Origin of the sequence: Bariatricus sp. SGI.019 (assembly GCF_050315235.1) — a bacterium.
In the GTDB taxonomy this organism is placed as follows: Bacteria; Bacillota; Clostridia; order Lachnospirales; family Lachnospiraceae; genus JAFBIX01.
In genome coordinates this window covers 86,874-105,852 of the sequence record NZ_JBNPOQ010000002.1, presented here as the reverse complement: position 1 = coordinate 105,852, position 18,979 = coordinate 86,874, and the positions used below count along the sequence as shown (strand labels likewise).

General features: G+C 41.1%; 15 protein-coding genes. 12 read left to right on the top strand and 3 right to left on the bottom strand.

Annotation, left to right across the window (positions count from 1 at the left end; all coding sequences use genetic code 11):
* The first annotated feature begins 140 nt into the window (after positions 1 to 140).
* From ACQRD1_RS01835 to ACQRD1_RS01810, 6 genes are all read left to right on the top strand, one after another.
* Entirely contained in the window at positions 141 to 347 is a 207-nt protein-coding gene (locus tag ACQRD1_RS01835; protein WP_235231746.1) for a MerR family transcriptional regulator, read from the top strand.
* Between the two features lie 54 nt (positions 348 to 401).
* On the top strand, positions 402 to 986 hold the full coding sequence (locus tag ACQRD1_RS01830; RefSeq protein WP_235231745.1) for a TipAS antibiotic-recognition domain-containing protein: 585 nt from the start codon (positions 402 to 404) through the stop codon (positions 984 to 986).
* Positions 987 to 1,037: 51 nt separating this feature from the next.
* Complete coding sequence (locus ACQRD1_RS01825; protein ID WP_347376437.1) at positions 1,038 to 1,538, top strand: hypothetical protein; 501 nt, start codon at positions 1,038 to 1,040, stop codon at positions 1,536 to 1,538.
* Positions 1,539 to 1,607: 69 nt separating this feature from the next.
* Positions 1,608 to 1,916: a hypothetical protein gene (locus ACQRD1_RS01820; RefSeq protein WP_347376436.1), complete on the top strand. Its 309-nt coding sequence runs from the start codon at positions 1,608 to 1,610 to the stop codon at positions 1,914 to 1,916.
* A 75-nt stretch (positions 1,917 to 1,991) separates the two neighbouring features.
* Entirely contained in the window at positions 1,992 to 3,125 is a 1,134-nt protein-coding gene (locus ACQRD1_RS01815; protein WP_347376435.1) for a pyridoxal-phosphate dependent enzyme, read from the top strand.
* A gap of 268 nt (positions 3,126 to 3,393) precedes the next feature.
* Positions 3,394 to 4,284: a hypothetical protein gene (locus ACQRD1_RS01810; RefSeq protein WP_235231739.1), complete on the top strand. Its 891-nt coding sequence runs from the start codon at positions 3,394 to 3,396 to the stop codon at positions 4,282 to 4,284.
* 48 nt (positions 4,285 to 4,332) lie between these two features.
* Here ACQRD1_RS01810 and ACQRD1_RS01805 read toward each other — a convergent pair whose 3' ends face one another.
* Positions 4,333 to 5,004: a YkgJ family cysteine cluster protein gene (locus ACQRD1_RS01805; protein ID WP_427786859.1), complete on the bottom strand. Its 672-nt coding sequence runs from the start codon at positions 5,002 to 5,004 to the stop codon at positions 4,333 to 4,335.
* Between the two features lie 90 nt (positions 5,005 to 5,094).
* Here ACQRD1_RS01805 and ACQRD1_RS01800 point away from each other — a divergent pair, with 90 nt between their 5' ends.
* Genes ACQRD1_RS01800 through glf form a run of 3 tightly spaced genes read left to right on the top strand, consistent with a single transcriptional unit; the run spans position 5,095 to position 10,626 of the window.
* A complete protein-coding gene (locus ACQRD1_RS01800) occupies positions 5,095 to 6,255 on the top strand; it encodes an exonuclease SbcCD subunit D (RefSeq protein WP_347376434.1) in 1,161 nt (386 codons plus the stop codon).
* Positions 6,252 to 9,437 (top strand): AAA family ATPase, encoded by a 3,186-nt coding sequence (locus ACQRD1_RS01795; protein WP_235231734.1) that lies wholly within the window; start codon positions 6,252 to 6,254, stop codon positions 9,435 to 9,437. The genes ACQRD1_RS01800 and ACQRD1_RS01795 overlap by 4 nt, the downstream gene beginning before the upstream one ends.
* Before the next feature lie 55 nt (positions 9,438 to 9,492).
* A complete protein-coding gene (gene glf, locus ACQRD1_RS01790) occupies positions 9,493 to 10,626 on the top strand; it encodes a UDP-galactopyranose mutase (RefSeq protein WP_235231733.1) in 1,134 nt (377 codons plus the stop codon).
* Positions 10,627 to 10,728: 102 nt separating this feature from the next.
* Here the strand turns inward: glf and ACQRD1_RS01785 are convergent, their stop codons facing one another.
* Complete coding sequence (locus ACQRD1_RS01785; protein ID WP_427786858.1) at positions 10,729 to 12,336, bottom strand: CTP synthase; 1,608 nt, start codon at positions 12,334 to 12,336, stop codon at positions 10,729 to 10,731.
* Between the two features lie 65 nt (positions 12,337 to 12,401).
* Entirely contained in the window at positions 12,402 to 13,895 is a 1,494-nt protein-coding gene (locus tag ACQRD1_RS01780) for a DUF1846 domain-containing protein (RefSeq protein ID WP_347376433.1), read from the bottom strand.
* Positions 13,896 to 14,096: 201 nt separating this feature from the next.
* On the opposite strand from ACQRD1_RS01780, the gene ftsH reads away from it, so the two are divergent.
* From ftsH to hprK, 3 genes are all read left to right on the top strand, one after another.
* Entirely contained in the window at positions 14,097 to 16,052 is a 1,956-nt protein-coding gene (gene ftsH / locus ACQRD1_RS01775; protein ID WP_235231729.1) for an ATP-dependent zinc metalloprotease FtsH, read from the top strand.
* A gap of 112 nt (positions 16,053 to 16,164) precedes the next feature.
* Positions 16,165 to 18,024: an excinuclease ABC subunit UvrC gene (uvrC, locus tag ACQRD1_RS01770; RefSeq protein ID WP_427786857.1), complete on the top strand. Its 1,860-nt coding sequence runs from the start codon at positions 16,165 to 16,167 to the stop codon at positions 18,022 to 18,024.
* Between the two features lie 21 nt (positions 18,025 to 18,045).
* Positions 18,046 to 18,972, top strand: coding sequence for an HPr(Ser) kinase/phosphatase (gene hprK, locus ACQRD1_RS01765; RefSeq protein WP_235231726.1), 927 nt, complete (start codon positions 18,046 to 18,048; stop codon positions 18,970 to 18,972).
* Positions 18,973 to 18,979 lie beyond the last annotated feature (7 nt).

Here is an 18,979-nt window from a genome sequence, read left to right as displayed (position 1 = left end):
GTAATAGAGATATTATCTGCGCCATTTTTCTATGCACGAAAATGGGTGTAGGATTATTAGGAATATGATAAGATAAAAACAGAAAACATCTTGACTCTCCAGTAACGTAACGGTTTACGATGAATAGGAAAGGAGGAAGTATGAAAACAGTAAAAGAGGTGTCGGAGCTGACAGGAATCAGTATAAGAACATTACGGTATTATGATGAAATTAATTTACTTAAGCCTGCAAAATTAACAGAAGCAGGATATCGTTTGTATGACGAGAAATCGCTGAAGGAATTACGACAGATTATGTTTTTCAGAGAATTAGAAGTTCCATTATCAGAGATAAAAGCAATTATGTGAAATCCTGATGCTGATAAGCGAAAAATTCTCGAAATGCAAAAATGGATGTTAGAAATGAAGCGTAACCGTCTGAACGGAATAATTGAATTAATTTCTGACGTATTGAAAGGAGAGGAGAAGATGAGCTTTGAAGCATTTAACCATGACGATATTCAAAAAATAGTTCATCATTCATTAGAGGTTATGAGTGAAGAAGATAAAAAGACGATAGTAGAGAAGTATGGAGATATTGATCAGTTCGTACAGACTGTAACAGAAAACTTCAAAGACGAAAAGGTCTGTGAGCAGTTGATTAAAATATATGGAAGTAAAGAAAAAGCGATAGAGGCGAGTCTGCAGTCAACAGGAGATAAAGAGGAATTTACTGAGAAGCAAAATGAAATAGATATGACTTACAGACAATTTGCCCATGCAATGGAAAATTCAGATAACGATATGGCAATGGAAGCGGTAAAAAGATTGGCAGAAAATTATAAAAGTCTTTTTAAAGTAGATAATGCGAGAGCCTTATTGTTGGAAGTTGCAAACGATTACCGAAACAATTCTCAAATGGAAGAAGCCACAGACAAGCAATATGGAAAAGGAATTACAAAGTATATCGGTTCAGCAATTTATCAGTATTATGGCATAAAGGATTAGTGTAAAACAGAATTAGATGATATAATGAGTCTTGATCAGAGGTGATTTAAAATGAGTTATTCTATAGGCGGAGCAGATGGACCGACATCTGTATTTATAGCAGGACAGACGGGAGAAAACTGGATAAATATCTTTGGATTTATCATTATCATATTAATGTTACTTCCGAATCTTATCTATGCATTTTATTATCGGGGACAGGAAAATAAAGTAGTTAATAAGGGAATGAATCTGATGGAACAGATTGGAAGATATGCATCCATGTTTCTTATGGTGTTTCATATCGGAATTGCGGAATTCGGATTTTGTTCTGTGAATGCTTTTTTGATGTATGGAGTAGGAAATGTACTTTTACTAATTGCATACTGGGTTGCCTGGATGCTGTATTTTATCGAGCCGAAATTGTGGAAGAGTATGGCGCTGGCGATTATTCCCATCGGAATATTTCTGCTAAGCGGCATCGCATTGAGGCATTTCCTTTTACTCATAAGTGGTGTGATATTTGGAATAAGTTACATTTATATTACTTTCAAGAATGCGAGAGATATATGAGAAAAAGTGAAAATAATTTAAGAATGTATTGTAAAAGCTTTTTGTGATACCTGCAGAGATTATCACATCATGGCAGTTCCCAATATCTACCTTACAGAAAATGGTGAGTCTTATGATGCAAGTATATTGATTGATCAGGAAGGTACCATTCTTGGAATCCAGAAAATGGTTCATATTGCTCAGGCAGAAAGGTTCTATGAACAGGAGTATTATGCGGCATCTGATACAGGCTTTCAGGTATCTGCAGAAGGCAAGACGATAGTAAAGGCAGATGATACCGAGAAGATACTATATGCAGATATTGATTTGAAAGAATCTGCGATGATACGACAGGAAAAACCATATGTTTCAGTCAGGAGGACGGAACTGTATCTGTAAGGTTAATTAATTTCATATTGTAAATATAATTTCTTTACAATGCTAGCAGAATAATATTTTACGGAGGAATTAGATGTGACAAATGAAAAGATTCAATATATGTACTGTATTCAATGTGGAGCAGAGTTACCTGTTGGAGAGTATCCGTTAGGATGTCCCGACTGTTTGAATAAAGGGCATCCGTCTAGTTTGACATTCAAATATAAAGAAAATCTGAAAATACTTCCGATGAAAAAAGGAATGAAAAGGTACATTTCTATGCTTCCGGTTGATGATTTTATCTCTCTGGGGGAAGGTGCAACTCCAGTTGTGGAGATACCACGTCTTGCAGAGGAAATAGGAATTAGAAATCTTTATGTGAAATGTGAGTTTCAGAATCCGACAGGTTCTCATAAGGATAGAATGAATCCCTTGATTGTAACGAGAGCAAAAGAAATGGGGTATTCTAAAATTGTGGCAGCTTCAAGTGGTAACGAAGGAATCTCTCTTGCATGTTATGCTGCGGCAAATGAAATATCATGTAGTATTGTTGTAACGGATGCCATTGCTTCACACTGGAAAAAAGCGATAGAAACGACTGGTGCGGAACTAATTATTGCGAAAGATTCAATGAGTCGGTGGAAATTAATCAGAGAAGAGATGGAGACTGAAAATTGGTTTAGTGCAACTAATGTAAATGTTCCTCCAGTAGGCAGTTGCTGTTTTGGTGTGCAAGGATATAAAACGATATCTTATGAGATATTTGAGGAAATGAAGGATGATATTCCAGAGTATATTTTGATACCTACATCGCGCGGAGATTTGTTGTGGGGAATATATGAGGGATTTCAAGATTTGATTGATGCAGAAAAGATAAAAGAAATGCCACGGTTAGTTGCGGTAGAACCATTTCCTCGTTTAGAAAAAGTTAGGAGTTTGGATGAATGCATTAAACAATTCGAAGGTAATAGCCAAAATACACCATCAATTGGAGGCAATACGGTAACAGTACAATCATATTTGGCATTAAAAAATAGTAATGGATATGCAATCTCTGTTCCAGCGTCTTATGTAGGAATATCGGTGTCTGAGTTGGCGAGAAACGGATTGTATTTAGAAACATCTTCTGCATTGTCTGTTGCGGGGGTAAAAAAACTTGTAAAGGAGAAAAAAATAACAGAAAACTCAAAGGCTTTGCTGATCGCTACTTCGTATGGTTTTAAAAATTGATACACTAAAGAGTAGTGTATAGATGTAATTTTTACTGTCGAAAATAAAATAGTATGAGTTGTTGTATTTCAAAATTCATTATGCTAGAATACACACAGAGCATTTTATTTCTATCAGTCTAAGCGAAACGCGTCTGAAATTCATCTCAATCATCAGAAAATCTTAGAAATCTCAATGCTTGATCACCCACATAACAGCAGAGGATTTCCAGGATGGAACAGGATGCATTGGAAAAGCCTCTGCAAGAATAGAAAAAGGAGGCCTTTTTATGGAACAGACAGGAACAGTTACTTCAAACCGCATCTACAAAGCCCGTATCTTTGAGATGATATTCAGTGACAAAAAAGAATTGCTTGCCTTGTATAATGCAGTCAACAAAACAGATTATGATATCCCTGAATTGTTGGAAATCAACACTTTGCAAAATGCTATTTATATGTCCATGAAGAACGATGTATCTTTTATCATTGATTCCAGACTGTCATTGTATGAACACCAGTCAACTTACAGTCCGAATCTGCCACTTCGGTATTTACTGTATGTATCAGACATCTATGCGAATATTACAAAGAACGAGAATCTGTATGGGCGAAAGGTTATCAATATACCACCGCCTCGATTTTTAATCTTTTATAACGGAAGAGACCCATTTCCAGATCGAATGATTCTGAAGTTGTCAGACATGTACAGCGTTAAGGAAGATGAAATTTCTCTAGAGTTAACGGCGCTTATGTTAAATATCAATCCGGATTATAATCCGGAATTGTTGAATGCATGCAAAACATTAAAGGATTATTCCCTGTATACGGCAAGAGTACGGGAATATGCAGATAGAATGTCACTGGAGGATGCTGTGGAGCAAGCGATAACAGAATGTATCAAAGAAGGAATTCTGTCAGAATTCCTGTCGAAGAACAGAGCGGAGGCGAAACGAATGAGTATCTACGAATATGATGAAGAGAGACATATGCGTCAGACACGTGCCGAGGGATACGAAGAGGGCGAGGCCGCTGGAATGGCAAAAGGTAAGGTATTAGCAACACAGCGTCTTAACCGACTGAACCAGTTGCTTGCAGAGCAAAATCGTACGGAAGATATTGTAAAAGCAGCAGGCAATGAGGAATATCAAAAGAAGTTGTTGGAAGAGTTTGAATTGTAGATGAAAATGAATGATAAGTTAAAGAAGGGATAGGCGTGAAGCCATGGACTACAGAAATTGATCTGTATATGCCATGGCTTCTTCCAGTCTGGAGTAAAATTGTTCATAAAAATCCTGCGATGTTTGAAATGGCAGCAGGAAGAATTGTTTTAACAGATACATACTGATTGTTTTTTGCTCAGAATCGTTTTTGGCAGTTTGAATGTATTCCTGCAGGCCTTTGAGATAATAGTGCCAGTCGCTGATATACTTCTCGTAACGGCGGCTGTCTTCTGTGTCGATCCATTTACGGACTTTTACCTTGGTTTTGTTTGGTTTCGGACATTCGTGAACCTGAAGAATGTATTGGAAAGAATGATTCTGGTAAAAACGTCCTAGAGGAAAGATCCGGCAGATACCCGGGCGGATGGCGTGGATGCTGCATCGTTGATTCTGGTCAAGGAATGCGCATGCTTTATCATTTCCGCTCATCCTAAGATTGGGAAGGATAATTCCGTCTACAACATTCAACTCTAGAAAGCCATCTAGTAATTCTTCAAATGATTTTTGAAGACCTGTGGTTATGCGGAAGACATCCAATGGATCAAGGATAATGGAAGTTCCCATGTCATGACAGCAGGCGGAACATCCATGACAGCCGCCGCAGTCAGCCTTGACCATGTCGTTGATTCCATAGAGCTTTCCATCAGATATTTCATTTAGATCAATGTTTCTTAACATGGTTATTTCTCCTGATATAATCTTTTCTTGCTAGATAAGAAGATTATAGTGTAAGATGGTTTCAGATGTAAATAGAAAGGATTCGTTTTTATGAAGTTTTTTCATTTGTCTGACTTGCATATTGGCAGGCAGCTTCATCATTATAACTTAAGAGAAGACCAGGAAAAGATTCTGGGCGAAGTCATAGATTATGCAGAGCTGATACATCCGGATTCGATTATTATTGCCGGAGATATCTATGACAAATCGGTTCCTTCAGCGGAAGCGGTCAGTATATTTGACGAGTTTTTGACGGCTCTTTCTGCTATTGAACCGGCGATTACAGTGTTGATCATCAGTGGAAATCATGATTCGGCGGAACGTTTACAGTATGCGTCCGGCATATTGAAAAAGCACCAGATCCATCTGGCTGGAATCGCACCGAAGACACAGGAAGAATATATAGAAAAAGTGACCCTTACGGATGAATATGGGGAAATAGATTTTTATTTGCTTCCATTTTTAAAGCCTGCATATGTCAGAAAAGTGTTCGATGAAGACATCCCAGAAACTTACTCAGAAGCAGTAAGATGCTTAATTGAGCGAGAGAAGATTGATTTTTGTAATAGAAGAAATGTATTGATTTCTCATCAGTTCTATACGGGTAAAGACAATCCGCAGACTTGTGATTCTGAGACGTTTTCCGTGGGAGGAATTGACAATATAGATATCGGATGTGTGAAGGAGTTTGATTATGTGGCGCTGGGTCATCTCCACGGAGAACAGAATGTGGGAATGTCTCATATTCGTTATTGCGGAACGCTTTTAAAATATTCGGTCAGCGAAAGCAGTCATCACAAATCCCTTTCTGTGGTGACGCTGAAGGAAAAGGGAACATCACCGCAGATTGAGCTTCTGCCGCTTCATCCATTACGAGATGTACAGAAGAAGCGGGGGCAGCTTGAAGAGATCCTGAAGCAGGCAGAAGAGAAGGAAAAGGATGATTACATCAGTATTACCTTGACGGATGAAGTTGAACCATATAAGCCAAAAGAACAATTGGAAAAGGTATTCAGCCATATTCTGGAGGTTCGTGTGGATAATACCAGAACACGGAATAAATTGCAGGAACTGGATGAAGAGCTGACCATCAAAGATCCGTTGGAAAGTTTTGAGGATTTTTATCAGGAAATGCAGGGAAAAGAGATGGGGGAAGAGGAACAGGAGATTATGATGCAGATTCTGGAAGAGGCAAAGGGGGAAAAGCAGTGAAGCCAATCAGGTTAGTGATGTCAGCATTTGGTTCCTATGCAGGAAAAGAGACGATAGACTTTTCGAAAGTCCAGCATGGACTTTTCCTGATTACCGGGGATACTGGCTCAGGAAAGACGACCATATTTGATGCAATTACTTACGCCCTTTATGATCAGACCAGCGGCGGCAGGCGCGATGGTAATATGATGAGAAGTCAATATGCATCCGATGAGACGGACACTTATGTAGAATATACATTCCTCTATCAGGAGAAGACTTACACGATTCGAAGAAATCCAGAGTATACCAGGCTTGGAAAGAGGCGATATGCAGATGGATCGCCGCGTTATGTAAAGGAGTCCCCTAAAGTGGAGTTGATTCTTCCGGATGGGAATGTGTATCGGGGAAAGAAACGCGAGACAGACCAGAAGATTGTGGAGATTATCGGACTGGATGCAGATCAGTTTACACAGATTGCAATGATTGCGCAGGGAGATTTCCTAAAACTCCTTCATGCAGAGTCAAAAGAACGAAAAAAGATATTTTCTAAGATATTCCAGACTCGTCTGTATTATCGGGTTCAAGAGGAATTAAAGAGGAAGGCGAATCAGCTTTATTACCAGCTGGAAGATCATCTTCGGGATATCAGGCAAGAGATGGATCGGGTAGAATACATCGAAGACTTTGAAGAAAATGGGAAATGGGAAGAATGTAAGGCATTGCCTGTCGTTGTGAAAGAAGAAGCTCTGGAAGTGTTAAAGAATCTGATTCAGGCAGGCAGCGTCCTGGAAAAAGCGAAGAAAAAAGAGACAGAAGGACTACAAAGAAAAATAGATGAATTAAATGGCAAAAAGAAGGAAGGGGAGACACTAAGCCAGCTTTACCAGTCCCTGGAACGGATCAAGAATCAGGAACAAGAACTTTTGAATCAAAAGGAAGAGTATCAGGACAGAGAAAGAAGGCTATCCACTGCGAAAAGAGCGGAAAAGGTATATATCGAGGAAAGTCGGCTGATACAGATCACCGAGGCAATTCAGAAGAATAAAAAGACACTTGAGGAGACCGTAGACAGACTTGAGAGTGCGAAAACTCGCTTAGAAGACTGCGTGAAAGATAAAGATAACGCAAAGCAGCAGATGAAGGAACAGGAAGTAATCTGTACGCCGGAAATCATCCGAATTCAGGATGCACTTCCCTTATATGAAAAGATTGAGCAGTTGCAGGCATCTTTTGTTGAAAAGAAAAAGGAAAAAGATCAGAAGGAAAAGGAATTGCATCAATCTGTGCAGACATTAGACGCACTGATGAATCGCAAAGAGACTTTAGTGAAGATTCAAAAAGAATGTGCCGGAAGCAAAGAAAAAATGGAAGGGCTTTGCCTGAAAATTGAGCGGCAAAAAACCAGACAAAAGGAATTAGAGTCCCTTGATGGTCTATGCAGAAGTCTTGAAAAGATGAAAAGAGAATGTCAGAAAAAGAAGATTCAGGCGGAACAGGATCACAACCGGTACTTGAAAGAATTGATGAATTATGAACAGAAATATCAGGCGTTTTTGGCGGAACAGGCAGGAATACTGGCGCAGGAATTAGAAGAAGGAGATCCCTGCCCGGTGTGTGGATCCTGTGATCATCCCAAGATCTGCCAATTGTCAGAAGGAGCACCAACCCAGCAGGAAGTAGAAGAAGCGAAGCGAATAAGAAATCAGAAGGAGCAGTCCAGAGACCAGTCGACAAAGGCCTTCCAAGCAGCAGCTGTCCAATATGAGGCGGAACAGAAATCATTTTCCAGAGAATTCCTCCGAGTGATGGAAAGAGAATTTACGCTGGAAGAACTGGCTGAGGGAACAAGAGCAGGTGCGCAGATTCGGGATGAGGCTTTCCAATGCGCAGAAGAGATCTGTAAGCTTCAAGATGCGCTGATTTTGGCACAAAAGGAAAGTGAGCAGTTGGAACAGGCCCAGCGAGAAGAACAACAGATTCTAAAGAAGGTGGAAGAACAAAAGCTCATCCAGGAGAAGGAAAAAGAAAGGCATGCAGAAGTATCGCTAAAGCTTAGTCAGCTGGAATCAGAGATTCATTCAAAAAGTGAAGGACTTCCGGCTGCATCGCAGAAGATTGCGAAAGAGCAGTTGAAAAAACTGGAGGACTCTTTACAAAAGGTGAGACAAGCGTTAGAATTAGCAGAACGAAGAGAACAGCAGGCAAAGGAAAGTGTTCAGCAGCTGGAAGGACAGACAGACAGCCTCAAGCAGGCAGTTCAACAGCAAAGGGAAGAAGAAAAATATCAGAATCAGGTATACCATACCATGATACAGCAGCAATGTTTTAAAGATGAAGAAGAGTATCATGCCGGGAAAATGTCTTCGGAAGAGATCCAGGAGTCAGAAAATCTGATTCAGCAGTATCATACAAAGCTGCATCAGATTTCCGGGATGAAAACATCGCTGGAAGAACAAATAGATGGAAAAACAGTAGAAGATCTGGAAGAGATTCAGGTACAAATTCAGTCTGTCAGTCAGGAACAGAAGATCAGACAGGAAGAATATCTTCAGTTATACAGTATCAATAAGAAGAATCGAGAGATTAGAGAGCATCTGAAACGCTATTTTGAAAAAACAGGAAGTCTTCAGAAGCAATACGAAGTAGTAAGCAATCTTAGTAAGACAGCTAACGGAACGTTAAGCGGGGCCGTCAAGATGGATTTTGAGACTTACGTCCAGAGACAATATTTTAAGCAGATCATACATGCCGCGAATAAACGACTGGTTCAGATGACATCCAATGAATTCATCCTGCAGTGCCGGGAAGTGAAAAATCTTGGAAGTCAGGGACAGGCAGGGCTGGATTTGGATGTCTACCATATGGCCAGTGATTCCGTGCGTGATGTAAAGACTCTTTCCGGCGGAGAATCCTTTATGGCATCTCTTGCAATGGCGCTTGGCCTTGCAGATATTGTGCAGAATACAGCAGGAGCAATCCATCTGGATACGATGTTCGTGGATGAAGGATTTGGTTCGTTGGATGATGCTGCCAGAGAACAGGCAATCAAGGTCCTGTGTGATCTGGCAGATGAAAAGAGACTGGTTGGTATCATCTCGCATGTCAATGAATTAAAGGAACAAATAGATTGCAAGCTATTGGTTAAAAAGACAGAACATGGCAGTCATGCCCGATGGTCTGATGAGACAGACCCGATATAGTTTGAAAGAACCGTAACAGAGAGAAAAGTGATAAAGGGAGGACAGGATAAACGATATGAAGTATGATTATTTGATTGTTGGTGCCGGACTATTCGGTTCCATTTTTGCACATGAGGCAAAAAAAGCAGGGAAAAAGGTGGTTGTAATTGACCGCCGTAATCATGTCGGCGGAAATATCTACACCAAAGAAGTAGAAGGAATCCAGGTACATCAGTATGGAGCACATATTTTCCACACTTCAGATAAAGAAGTGTGGGATTATGTCCAGCAATTTGCTGAATTTAACCGTTATACCAATAGCCCTGTGGCAAGATATAAAGATGAGTTATATAATCTGCCTTTTAATATGAATACCTTTAGTAAGATGTGGGGCATTACGACACCGCAGGAGGCGAAAGAGATTATTGACCGTCAGATTGCAGAAGCTGGAATCACAGAGCCCAGGAATCTGGAAGAGCAGGCAATCTCGCTTGTGGGAAGGGACATCTATGAAAAATTAGTCAAAGGATATACAGAGAAGCAGTGGGGTAAACGTGCCGACGAACTTCCAAGCTTCATCATCCGCCGCCTTCCGGTTCGATTCGTATATGATAACAATTATTTCAATGATAAATATCAGGGAATTCCTGTAGGCGGATACACACAGATGATTGAAAAGATGCTAGAGGGAATCGAAGTCCGGCTGGAGACAGATTTCTTCCAGAATCGTAAGGAACTGGAAGCTGAGGCAGAAGAGATTGTCTTTACGGGAATGATTGATGCATATTATGAATATTGTTATGGGGAATTGGAATACCGAAGCTTGAGATTCGAGACAGAAGTACTGGATATGGAGAATTATCAGGGCAATGCAGTTGTCAATTATACAGAATATGAGATTCCTTATACTCGTATCATCGAACACAAACACTTTGAGTATGGATGTCAGGGGGGCTATGGCAATACAGGTATTCCGGCGAATCCAAAGACTGTCATCACCAGAGAATACCCGGCATCCTGGTCCAAAGGTCAGGAGCCATACTATCCAATGAACGACGAGAAAAATAACACCTTATACGAAAAATACAGACAACTTGCGGATAAAGAACCGCATGTCATCTTTGGAGGCCGCCTCGGAATGTACCGCTACTACGATATGCACCAGATTGTATCCGAAGCTCTCAAGTGCGTAAAGGCTCATCTGAATTAAAGACGGAGAAGTGAAAGTCACGGAGAATTCCTCCGGCAAAAAGAAATCCCTGAGACACAAGATGCATTTAACTTGTAGCTCAGGGACTTTGTATTTATATCATTATTTTTTCTGATATTCTAATGCGGCTTCGATAAATCCACGGAACAAAGGATGTGGTCTGTTCGGGCGAGATTTTAATTCTGGATGTGCCTGAGTTGCGATAAACCAAGGGTGTTCCGGAATTTCGATCATTTCTACAATTCTTCCGTCTGGTGACAGACCAGAGAGCATCATACCATGTGATGTAAGATCGTCGCGGTAGTCATTGTTTACTTCGTAACGGTGACGGTGGCGTTCACTGATATTTTCTGTTCCATATAATTTGTAAGCCTTAGATCTTTTATCAAGAACACATGGATAAGAGCCAAGTCTTAATGTTCCGCCGATATCTTCAATACCAATCTGATCCGGCATGATGTGGATGACCGGATGTGTGGTATTTGGACTTAATTCTGCACTGTGTGCATCGTTGTAGCCGATGACATCCCGGGCGAATTCTACAATGGCAAGCTGCATTCCAAGGCAAAGACCGAGGAATGGAACATTGTGCGTACGTGCATATTTGATTGCCTCTAATTTGCCGTCGATTCCACGATGTCCAAAACCGCCAGGAACAAGAATTCCGCTGACATCTCTCAGAAGTTCTTCTACGTTATCAGCTGTAACAGTTTCAGAATCTATCCATTTGATATTTACGGTAGCACGACTGAAGATACCACCGTGTTTTAATGCTTCTACAACACTGATGTACGCATCGTGAAGCTGAATATATTTACCGACTAAAGCTACAGTGACTTCGGTGTTTGGATTCTTCAGATATTCTACCATCTCAGCCCAGTCTTTTAAGTCTGGTTCCGGACAGTCAAGGTGCAGACATTCACAGACAACGCCTGCGAGATTCTCTTCTTCCATAGCCAGAGGAGCCTCATACAGATACTCTACATCCAGATTCTGCAATACGTGATTGGATGGTACATTACAGAACAAGGCAATCTTATCTTTGATGCCAACATCCAGAGGATGCTCGGAACGGCATACCAGAATATCCGGCTGAATTCCCATTCCCTGAAGATCCTTTACACTTGCCTGAGTCGGCTTGGTCTTCATTTCCTGGGAAGCACGCAGGTAAGGAATCAGGGTAACATGGATTAAGATAACATTTTCATGACCCTTTTCATGCTGGAACTGGCGGATTGCTTCCAGGAACGGCTGACTTTCGATGTCACCGACGGTTCCGCCTACTTCGATAATGGCAATTTCTGTATTTTCTGCTGCAGGATTGCGGTAAAAACGATTTTTAATCTCGTTTGTTATATGAGGAATTACCTGGACGGTTCCTCCTCCAAAGTCTCCACGGCGTTCTTTTTGAAGAACGGACCAGTAGATTTTTCCGGTTGTAACATTTGAATTCTTGCTCAGACTTTCGTCAATGAATCTTTCATAATGGCCCAGATCAAGATCGGTCTCAGCTCCATCGTCGGTTACGAACACTTCACCGTGCTGTACCGGATTCATTGTACCCGGGTCAATATTAATATAAGGATCGAATTTCTGCATGGTCACAGTGTAACCACGTGCTTTTAACAGTCGGCCAAGAGATGCGGCTGTAATTCCTTTACCAAGTCCTGATACAACACCACCTGTAACAAATACGTATTTTACTGCCATAATTTCCTCCTTAAAGTTCAATCTGTCATGTCTCTCATTCATTATATTAAAAAAATACTTTAAGATTATACACCCTTTTCGTTGAAAAATACAGAGTTTTTTTCATACTTTGCTTCAAAAGTGGCCTGTATGGATAATTTTTTGAATTGCTTCATATCTACAGAACTGACCATGACAGAAGTATGTGCCTGGCATCCTCTTAATTCCGGCAGCTGATCGAGTGCCAACTGTGCAACTGGGTCGGTGGCTGCGCTAACAGACAAGGCAATCAGTACTTCGTCGGTATGGAGTCGTGGATTTTTGCTGCCCTGATATAAAGTCTTTAATTTTTGAATCGGTTCAATTGCTGCAGGAGAAATCACATGACGTTTATGATCAATTCCTGCCAGCTCTTTTAATGCGTTCAGAAGAAGAGCAGCAGAAGCCCCCAGTAGATTAGAAGTCTTTCCGGTGACCATACGTCCATCATGGAGCTGAAGAGCGGCAGCAGGCGCGTCCGTTGCCTGAGCAAGCTCCAGGGCAGCATCAACGACTAGACGATCGTGAACCGTTATTCCGGCCTGGTTCATGAGCATCTCGATCTTGCAGACTTCTTCTTCTGAACAGGATCCCATGAGAAGTCGCTGCAGAGATGCATAGTATCTGCGGATGATTTCCTGGCGGGAAGCCTCCCGGCAGACCTCATCATCACAGATACAGTTTCCAGCCATATTTACTCCCATATCAGTAGGAGATTTATAAGGGCTTTCCCCGTAAATGCGTTGGAACATGGCGTTTAATACCGGGAAGATCTCAACATCCCGGTTATAATTTACAGTAGTCTTTCCATATGCTTCCAAATGGAACGGGTCAATCATGTTAATATCGTTCAGATCAGCAGTCGCAGCCTCATAGGCCAGATTGACCGGATGTTTTAATGGAATATTCCAGATCGGAAATGTCTCATATTTGGCATAACCGGCAGAGATGCCGCGCTGATGTTCATGGTATAGCTGAGAAAGGCATACTGCCATTTTTCCACTTCCGGGACCTGGTGCTGTAACAACGACCAGTGGACGGGAAGTCTCGATATAGTCATTTTTGCCATATCCGTTATCACTTACAATATAAGGTACATTGGACGGATAGCCAGGAATGATATAGTGGCGGTATACTTTTATGCCAAGTTTTTCCAGACGGTTCTTAAATAAAGTAGCACTTTCCTGACCGCTGAACTTGGTGATTACAACGCTGCCGACATAGAGGCCATGTTCCTGATAGACAGCCATCAGGCGAAGTACATCAGAATCATAAGTGATGCCGAGATCGCCGCGAATCTTATTTTTTTCGATATCCTCTGCACTGATTACGATTACGATCTCTGCCTGGTCAGAAAGCTGCTTTAACATGCGCAGCTTACTGTCCGGCTGAAAACCAGGTAGCACACGGGAAGCATGGTAATCATCGAATAATTTGCCACCGAATTCAAGATAAAGTTTATTGTCAAATTGATTAATTCGCTCCCGGATATGGGCAGACTGCATTTGAAGATATTTTTCATTGTCAAATCCAATTTTCATTGTGTTCATTCCCCTTAGTCTTTCTATATAGAATTATACTTTCGATTGCCGTGTATCTGGAAAAAAACTGCCAGTTACGCATAAGCATTATTAATAAAAGTATACTACACCATGTGGAGAGTTTACAATCTTTTCATAATGTTTTTGTTGATTTCTAAGGAGGCTGTCCTTATAATGAAAGAGAAGCACAGGAGGAGAAATATGGACAACCAGAATAATAAAAACAAAAATAACCATAATAATAAAGATAATAAGCAGGGTTTTTCTTTTATTATATTAGTTACATTAATAACAATGATTCTAGTTATGGCACTGTTCCAGTTTCAGGGAACAGGAGAAGGAAATGAGATCACTTATGATGAATTCATCAAGATGGTAGATGACGGGAAAGTCGATGAAGTACAGATTCAGAGCGACCGGATCGTGATTAAAGAGAAAAAAGAAGATGGACAGAAAGTTGCAAAAGAATATTATACCGGTATTGTTAATGATGATAAGCTTGCAGATAAGCTGACAGAAGCAGATGTAAAGTTCAGTCAGGAGATACCCGATACGACATCTATGGTAGTGGCGCAGACTCTGGCGACGTTCTTACCAATTATCATTTTTGTCGGTCTGATCGTATGGATGACTCGAAAGATGTCAAAAGGCGGCGGAATGATGGGTATTGGCAAGAGTAATGCCAAGATGTATGTGGAGAAGTCTACAGGTGTTACTTTCAAAGATGTTGCCGGTCAGGATGAAGCAAAGGAGTCTTTGCAGGAAGTCGTTGATTTTCTGCATAATCCGGGTAAATATACAAGCGTTGGTGCCAAGCTTCCAAAAGGAGCACTCCTTGTAGGCCCTCCGGGAACTGGTAAGACACTTCTTGCCAAGGCAGTTGCAGGAGAAGCGAAAGTACCATTCTTCTCATTGAGTGGGTCTGCGTTTGTCGAGATGTATGTAGGTGTAGGAGCATCCCGTGTGCGTGACCTGTTCAAGCAGGCACAGCAGATGGCTCCATGTATAATCTTTATCGATGAGATCGATGCCATTGGTAAGAGCCGTGACAATCAGCTTGGAAGCAATGATGAGCGTGAACAGACGTTAAATCAGCTTTTGGCAGAGATGGATGGATTTGAGAGTAACAAGGGATTGGTGCTTCTTGCAGCAACAAACCGCCCGGAGATTCTGGATCCGGCACTTTTGAGACCGGGACGTTTTGACCGTCGTATCATTGTGGAAAAGCCTGATTTAAAAGGAAGAGTTGATGTTCTGAAGGTACATTCGAAGGATGTGCGGATGGATGAAACGGTAGATCTGGAAGCAATTGCGCTGGCAACATCCGGTGCTGTTGGCTCAGATCTTGCCAATATGATCAATGAAGCAGCAATTAACGCCGTTAAGAATGGACGAAATGCAGTATCTCAGTCAGATCTGTTCGAAGCTGTGGAAGTGGTACTGGTCGGAAAAGAGAAGAAAGACCGTATCATGAGTCAGGAAGAAAGAAGAATCGTATCTTATCATGAAGTAGGACACGCACTGGTCAGTGCACTCCAGAAAGATTCCGAACCGGTGCAGAAGATCACGATCGTTCCCCGTACAATGGGTGCCCTCGGTTATGTCATGCAGACACCGGAGGAAGAGAAGTTTCTGAATACGAAGAAGGAATTACAGGCAATGTTAGTCGGAATGTTGGCAGGACGTGCGGCGGAAGAGGTCGTGTTCGATACCGTTACGACTGGTGCTGCCAATGATATTGAGAAAGCGACCAGTATCGCAAGAGCCATGATTACGCAGTATGGTATGAGCGAAAAATTCGGCTTGATCGGGCTGGAATCTATTCAGAATCGTTATCTGGACGGCCGTCCGGTAAGCAATTGCGGACAGGAGACAGCTTCAGAGATTGATCAGGAAGTCATGAAGATGTTAAAGGAAGCTTACGAAGAGGCTAAGAGACTGTTGAGTGAGCATAGGAATTCCCTGGATAAGATTGCAGCATTCCTGATTGAGAAGGAGACGATTACCGGAAAAGAGTTTATGGAAATATTCCATGAAGTAGAAGGAATCGATCCGAATGCTCCTAAGAAAGAAGAACAGAGAATCGGTATGAATCCGGTGGAAAGAGAAGATATCCAGACAGAAGCTGTTGAAGTTACAGACAGCACAGAAGAATAGGTAGAAATAAAGACGCGTACAGATAAAAGTTCTTTGTGATCAATTCTCAGACTTGATTGCAAAGAACTTTTTCTTATGTAATAATGAAGTGGAAGAAATAGGGGGAGAGCCTATGTTTGATATTCAGGAAGAATTAAAAAAGCTGCCTGGGAAACCAGGCGTTTATATTATGCATGATGAGAAAGATGACATCATATACGTTGGAAAAGCAATCAGTCTCAAGAATCGTGTGAGGCAGTATTTTCAGAGCAGCCGGAACAAGGGCGCCAAGATTGAGCAGATGGTGACCCATATCACTCGATTTGAATATATTGTGACGGATTCTGAACTGGAAGCATTAGTACTGGAATGCAATCTGATTAAGGAGCATCGACCAAAATATAATACAATGTTGATGGATGACAAAACATATCCATTTATTAAAGTAACCGTAGACGAGCCTTATCCCAGGGTGATGATGGCAAGACGCATGGTGAAGGATAAGGCAAAATATTTTGGACCTTACACCAGTGCCGGTGCTGTGAAGGATACAATTGAACTGATTCGTAAGCTTTATCACATACGAAGTTGTAACCGGAAGTTGCCTAAGGATATCGGGAAAGAACGTCCTTGCTTAAATTATCATATCCACCAGTGTAAGGCACCCTGTCAGGGTTATATATCACAGGAAGAGTATCGTAAATCTATCCATGAAGTGATTCATTTTCTGAATGGAAATTATGACGTAATCTTAAAAGAGCTGGAAGAAAAGATGCAGGCGGCATCAGAAGCGTTAGAATTTGAGAAGGCGATTGAATATCGTGAATTACTCTCTAGCGTGCAGAAGATTGCTCAAAAACAGAAGATTACAGATACAGCAGGAGATGACAGAGATATTCTGGCGGTGGCAGTAGAAGAAGAGGATGCAGTTGTACAGGTATTTTTCATCCGGGGAGGACGCTTGATCGGAAGAGATCATTTTTATTTAAAAATAGCGAAAGGAGAGACTGAAAAAGAGATTCTGTCCAGCTTTGTGAAGCAGTTTTATGCCGGGACACCATATATTCCGTCGGAACTGATGCTTCCAGAGGAGATTGAGGACGCAGAAGTTATTGAGGAGTGGCTTGCAAAGAAAAGAGGACATAAAGTTCATCTGAGAGTTCCGAAAAAAGGAACGAAAGAAAAACTGGTAGAGCTGGCCAGAAAAAATGCGGCTCTTGTTCTGAGCACAGATAAAGAACGGTTGAAACGGGAAGAAGGACGAACCATCGGCGCTGTAAAAGAATTGGAAAATCTTCTTGGGTTAAAAGGAGTAGTACGGATGGAAGCATATGATATTTCCAACACCAGTGGTTTTGCATCTGTTGGCTCTATGGTTGTCTATGAAAAAGGAAAGCCGAAACGTAATGACTACCGTAAATTTAAGATCAAAGGCGTGCAGGGAGCGGATGACTACGCCAGTATGGAAGAAGTTCTGATCAGAAGATTTGAACATGGAATGCGAGAAAAAGAAGAAGGAAAAGATATGGGTGGATTTACATCTTTTCCTGATCTGATTCTTATGGATGGCGGAAAAGGGCAGGTAAATGTGGCGTTAAAAGTGTTGGATAAACTTCATCTGAATATTCCAGTCTGTGGAATGGTCAAGGATGACAATCACCGTACAAGAGGACTGTATTATCAAAATAAAGAAATTGCTATAGATAAGAATTCTGAGAGCTTCAAATTAATTACCAGAATTCAAGATGAGGCACACAGGTTCGCCATTACTTTCCATCGTAAATTGAGAAGTCAGGGACAGGTACATTCGATTTTGGATGACATTAAGGGAGTAGGGCCGGCTCGTAGAAAGGACTTGATGAAATATTTCGAGAGTATTGATGCAATAAGAAATGCTACAATAGAACAACTGAAAGAACTCCCTTCTATGAATGAAAAATCAGCACAGGATGTCTATAACTTTTTTCACGAATATGATATAATAAAAAAATAATAATGCGTGGAGGAGAATAATATGGCTAGTAAAGTAGAATTAAAAAAGGTCGTAGAGAAGATGGACCTTAAGAATCTTACGCCAGACGTTGATGTTGAACATATTGCGATCGAGGTTCCGGATATTAATCGACCGGCTCTGCAACTTACAGGATATTTTGAACATTTTGACTCAGACCGTGTTCAATTGATTGGATATGTAGAGTATACTTTTTTGGAGAAGATGGAAGAGGAAAAACGCAAAGAGATTTATGAACAGTTTTTGTCTTATCAGCTTCCATGCGTCATCTTTTCGAGAAATCTGCAGCCTGAACCCATGTTTTTAGAGATGGCGAATCAATCACAGGTTCCAGTATTCGTAACAGAAAAGAAGACTTCTGAGTTTACTGCAGAGATTATTCGTTGGCTGAATGTGGAATTGGCTCCATGTATTTCCATTCACGGAGTGTTGGTAGATGTATATGGCGTTGGTGTCCTGATTATGGGAGAAAGTGGCATTGGCAAGAGTGAAGCAGCGCTTGAGTTGATTAAGCGTGGGCATCGTCTGGTCAGTGATGATGTGGTAGAGCTTCGCAAAGTCAGCGATGTGACTTTGGTCGGGTCAGCACCGGATATTACAAGACATTTTATTGAATTGCGTGGTATCGGTATTGTAGATGTTAAGACTTTATTTGGTGTACAGAGTGTAAGAGAGACTAAGAATATCGATCTTGTTATTACACTGGAGGATTGGAATAAAGAGAAACAATATGATCGTCTTGGCCTTGAGGAAGAGTACACAGAATTCCTTGGCAATAAGGTTTTATGTCATCAGATTCCAATTCGTCCGGGACGTAATCTTGCTATCATTGTTGAGACGGCCGCAATCAATCACAGACAGAAGAAGATGGGTTATAATGCGGCTCAGGAATTATATAAACGTGTACAAGAGAATTTAATAAAAAAATAGGAGGATA

Coding starts and splice junctions, on each gene's coding strand:
- ACQRD1_RS01785 (WP_427786858.1), bottom strand. CDS start 12,336: ATGGCAGTAAAATACGTATTTGTTACAGGTGGTGTTGTATCAGGACTT.
- ACQRD1_RS01835 (WP_235231746.1), top strand. CDS start 141: ATGAAAACAGTAAAAGAGGTGTCGGAGCTGACAGGAATCAGTATAAGA.
- uvrC (WP_427786857.1), top strand. CDS start 16,165: ATGTTTGATATTCAGGAAGAATTAAAAAAGCTGCCTGGGAAACCAGGC.
- ACQRD1_RS01800 (WP_347376434.1), top strand. CDS start 5,095: ATGAAGTTTTTTCATTTGTCTGACTTGCATATTGGCAGGCAGCTTCAT.
- ACQRD1_RS01805 (WP_427786859.1), bottom strand. CDS start 5,004: ATGTTAAGAAACATTGATCTAAATGAAATATCTGATGGAAAGCTCTAT.
- ACQRD1_RS01810 (WP_235231739.1), top strand. CDS start 3,394: ATGGAACAGACAGGAACAGTTACTTCAAACCGCATCTACAAAGCCCGT.
- ACQRD1_RS01820 (WP_347376436.1), top strand. CDS start 1,608: ATGGCAGTTCCCAATATCTACCTTACAGAAAATGGTGAGTCTTATGAT.
- glf (WP_235231733.1), top strand. CDS start 9,493: ATGAAGTATGATTATTTGATTGTTGGTGCCGGACTATTCGGTTCCATT.
- ACQRD1_RS01780 (WP_347376433.1), bottom strand. CDS start 13,895: ATGAAAATTGGATTTGACAATGAAAAATATCTTCAAATGCAGTCTGCC.
- hprK (WP_235231726.1), top strand. CDS start 18,046: ATGGCTAGTAAAGTAGAATTAAAAAAGGTCGTAGAGAAGATGGACCTT.
- ftsH (WP_235231729.1), top strand. CDS start 14,097: ATGGACAACCAGAATAATAAAAACAAAAATAACCATAATAATAAAGAT.
- ACQRD1_RS01830 (WP_235231745.1), top strand. CDS start 402: ATGAAGCGTAACCGTCTGAACGGAATAATTGAATTAATTTCTGACGTA.
- ACQRD1_RS01825 (WP_347376437.1), top strand. CDS start 1,038: ATGAGTTATTCTATAGGCGGAGCAGATGGACCGACATCTGTATTTATA.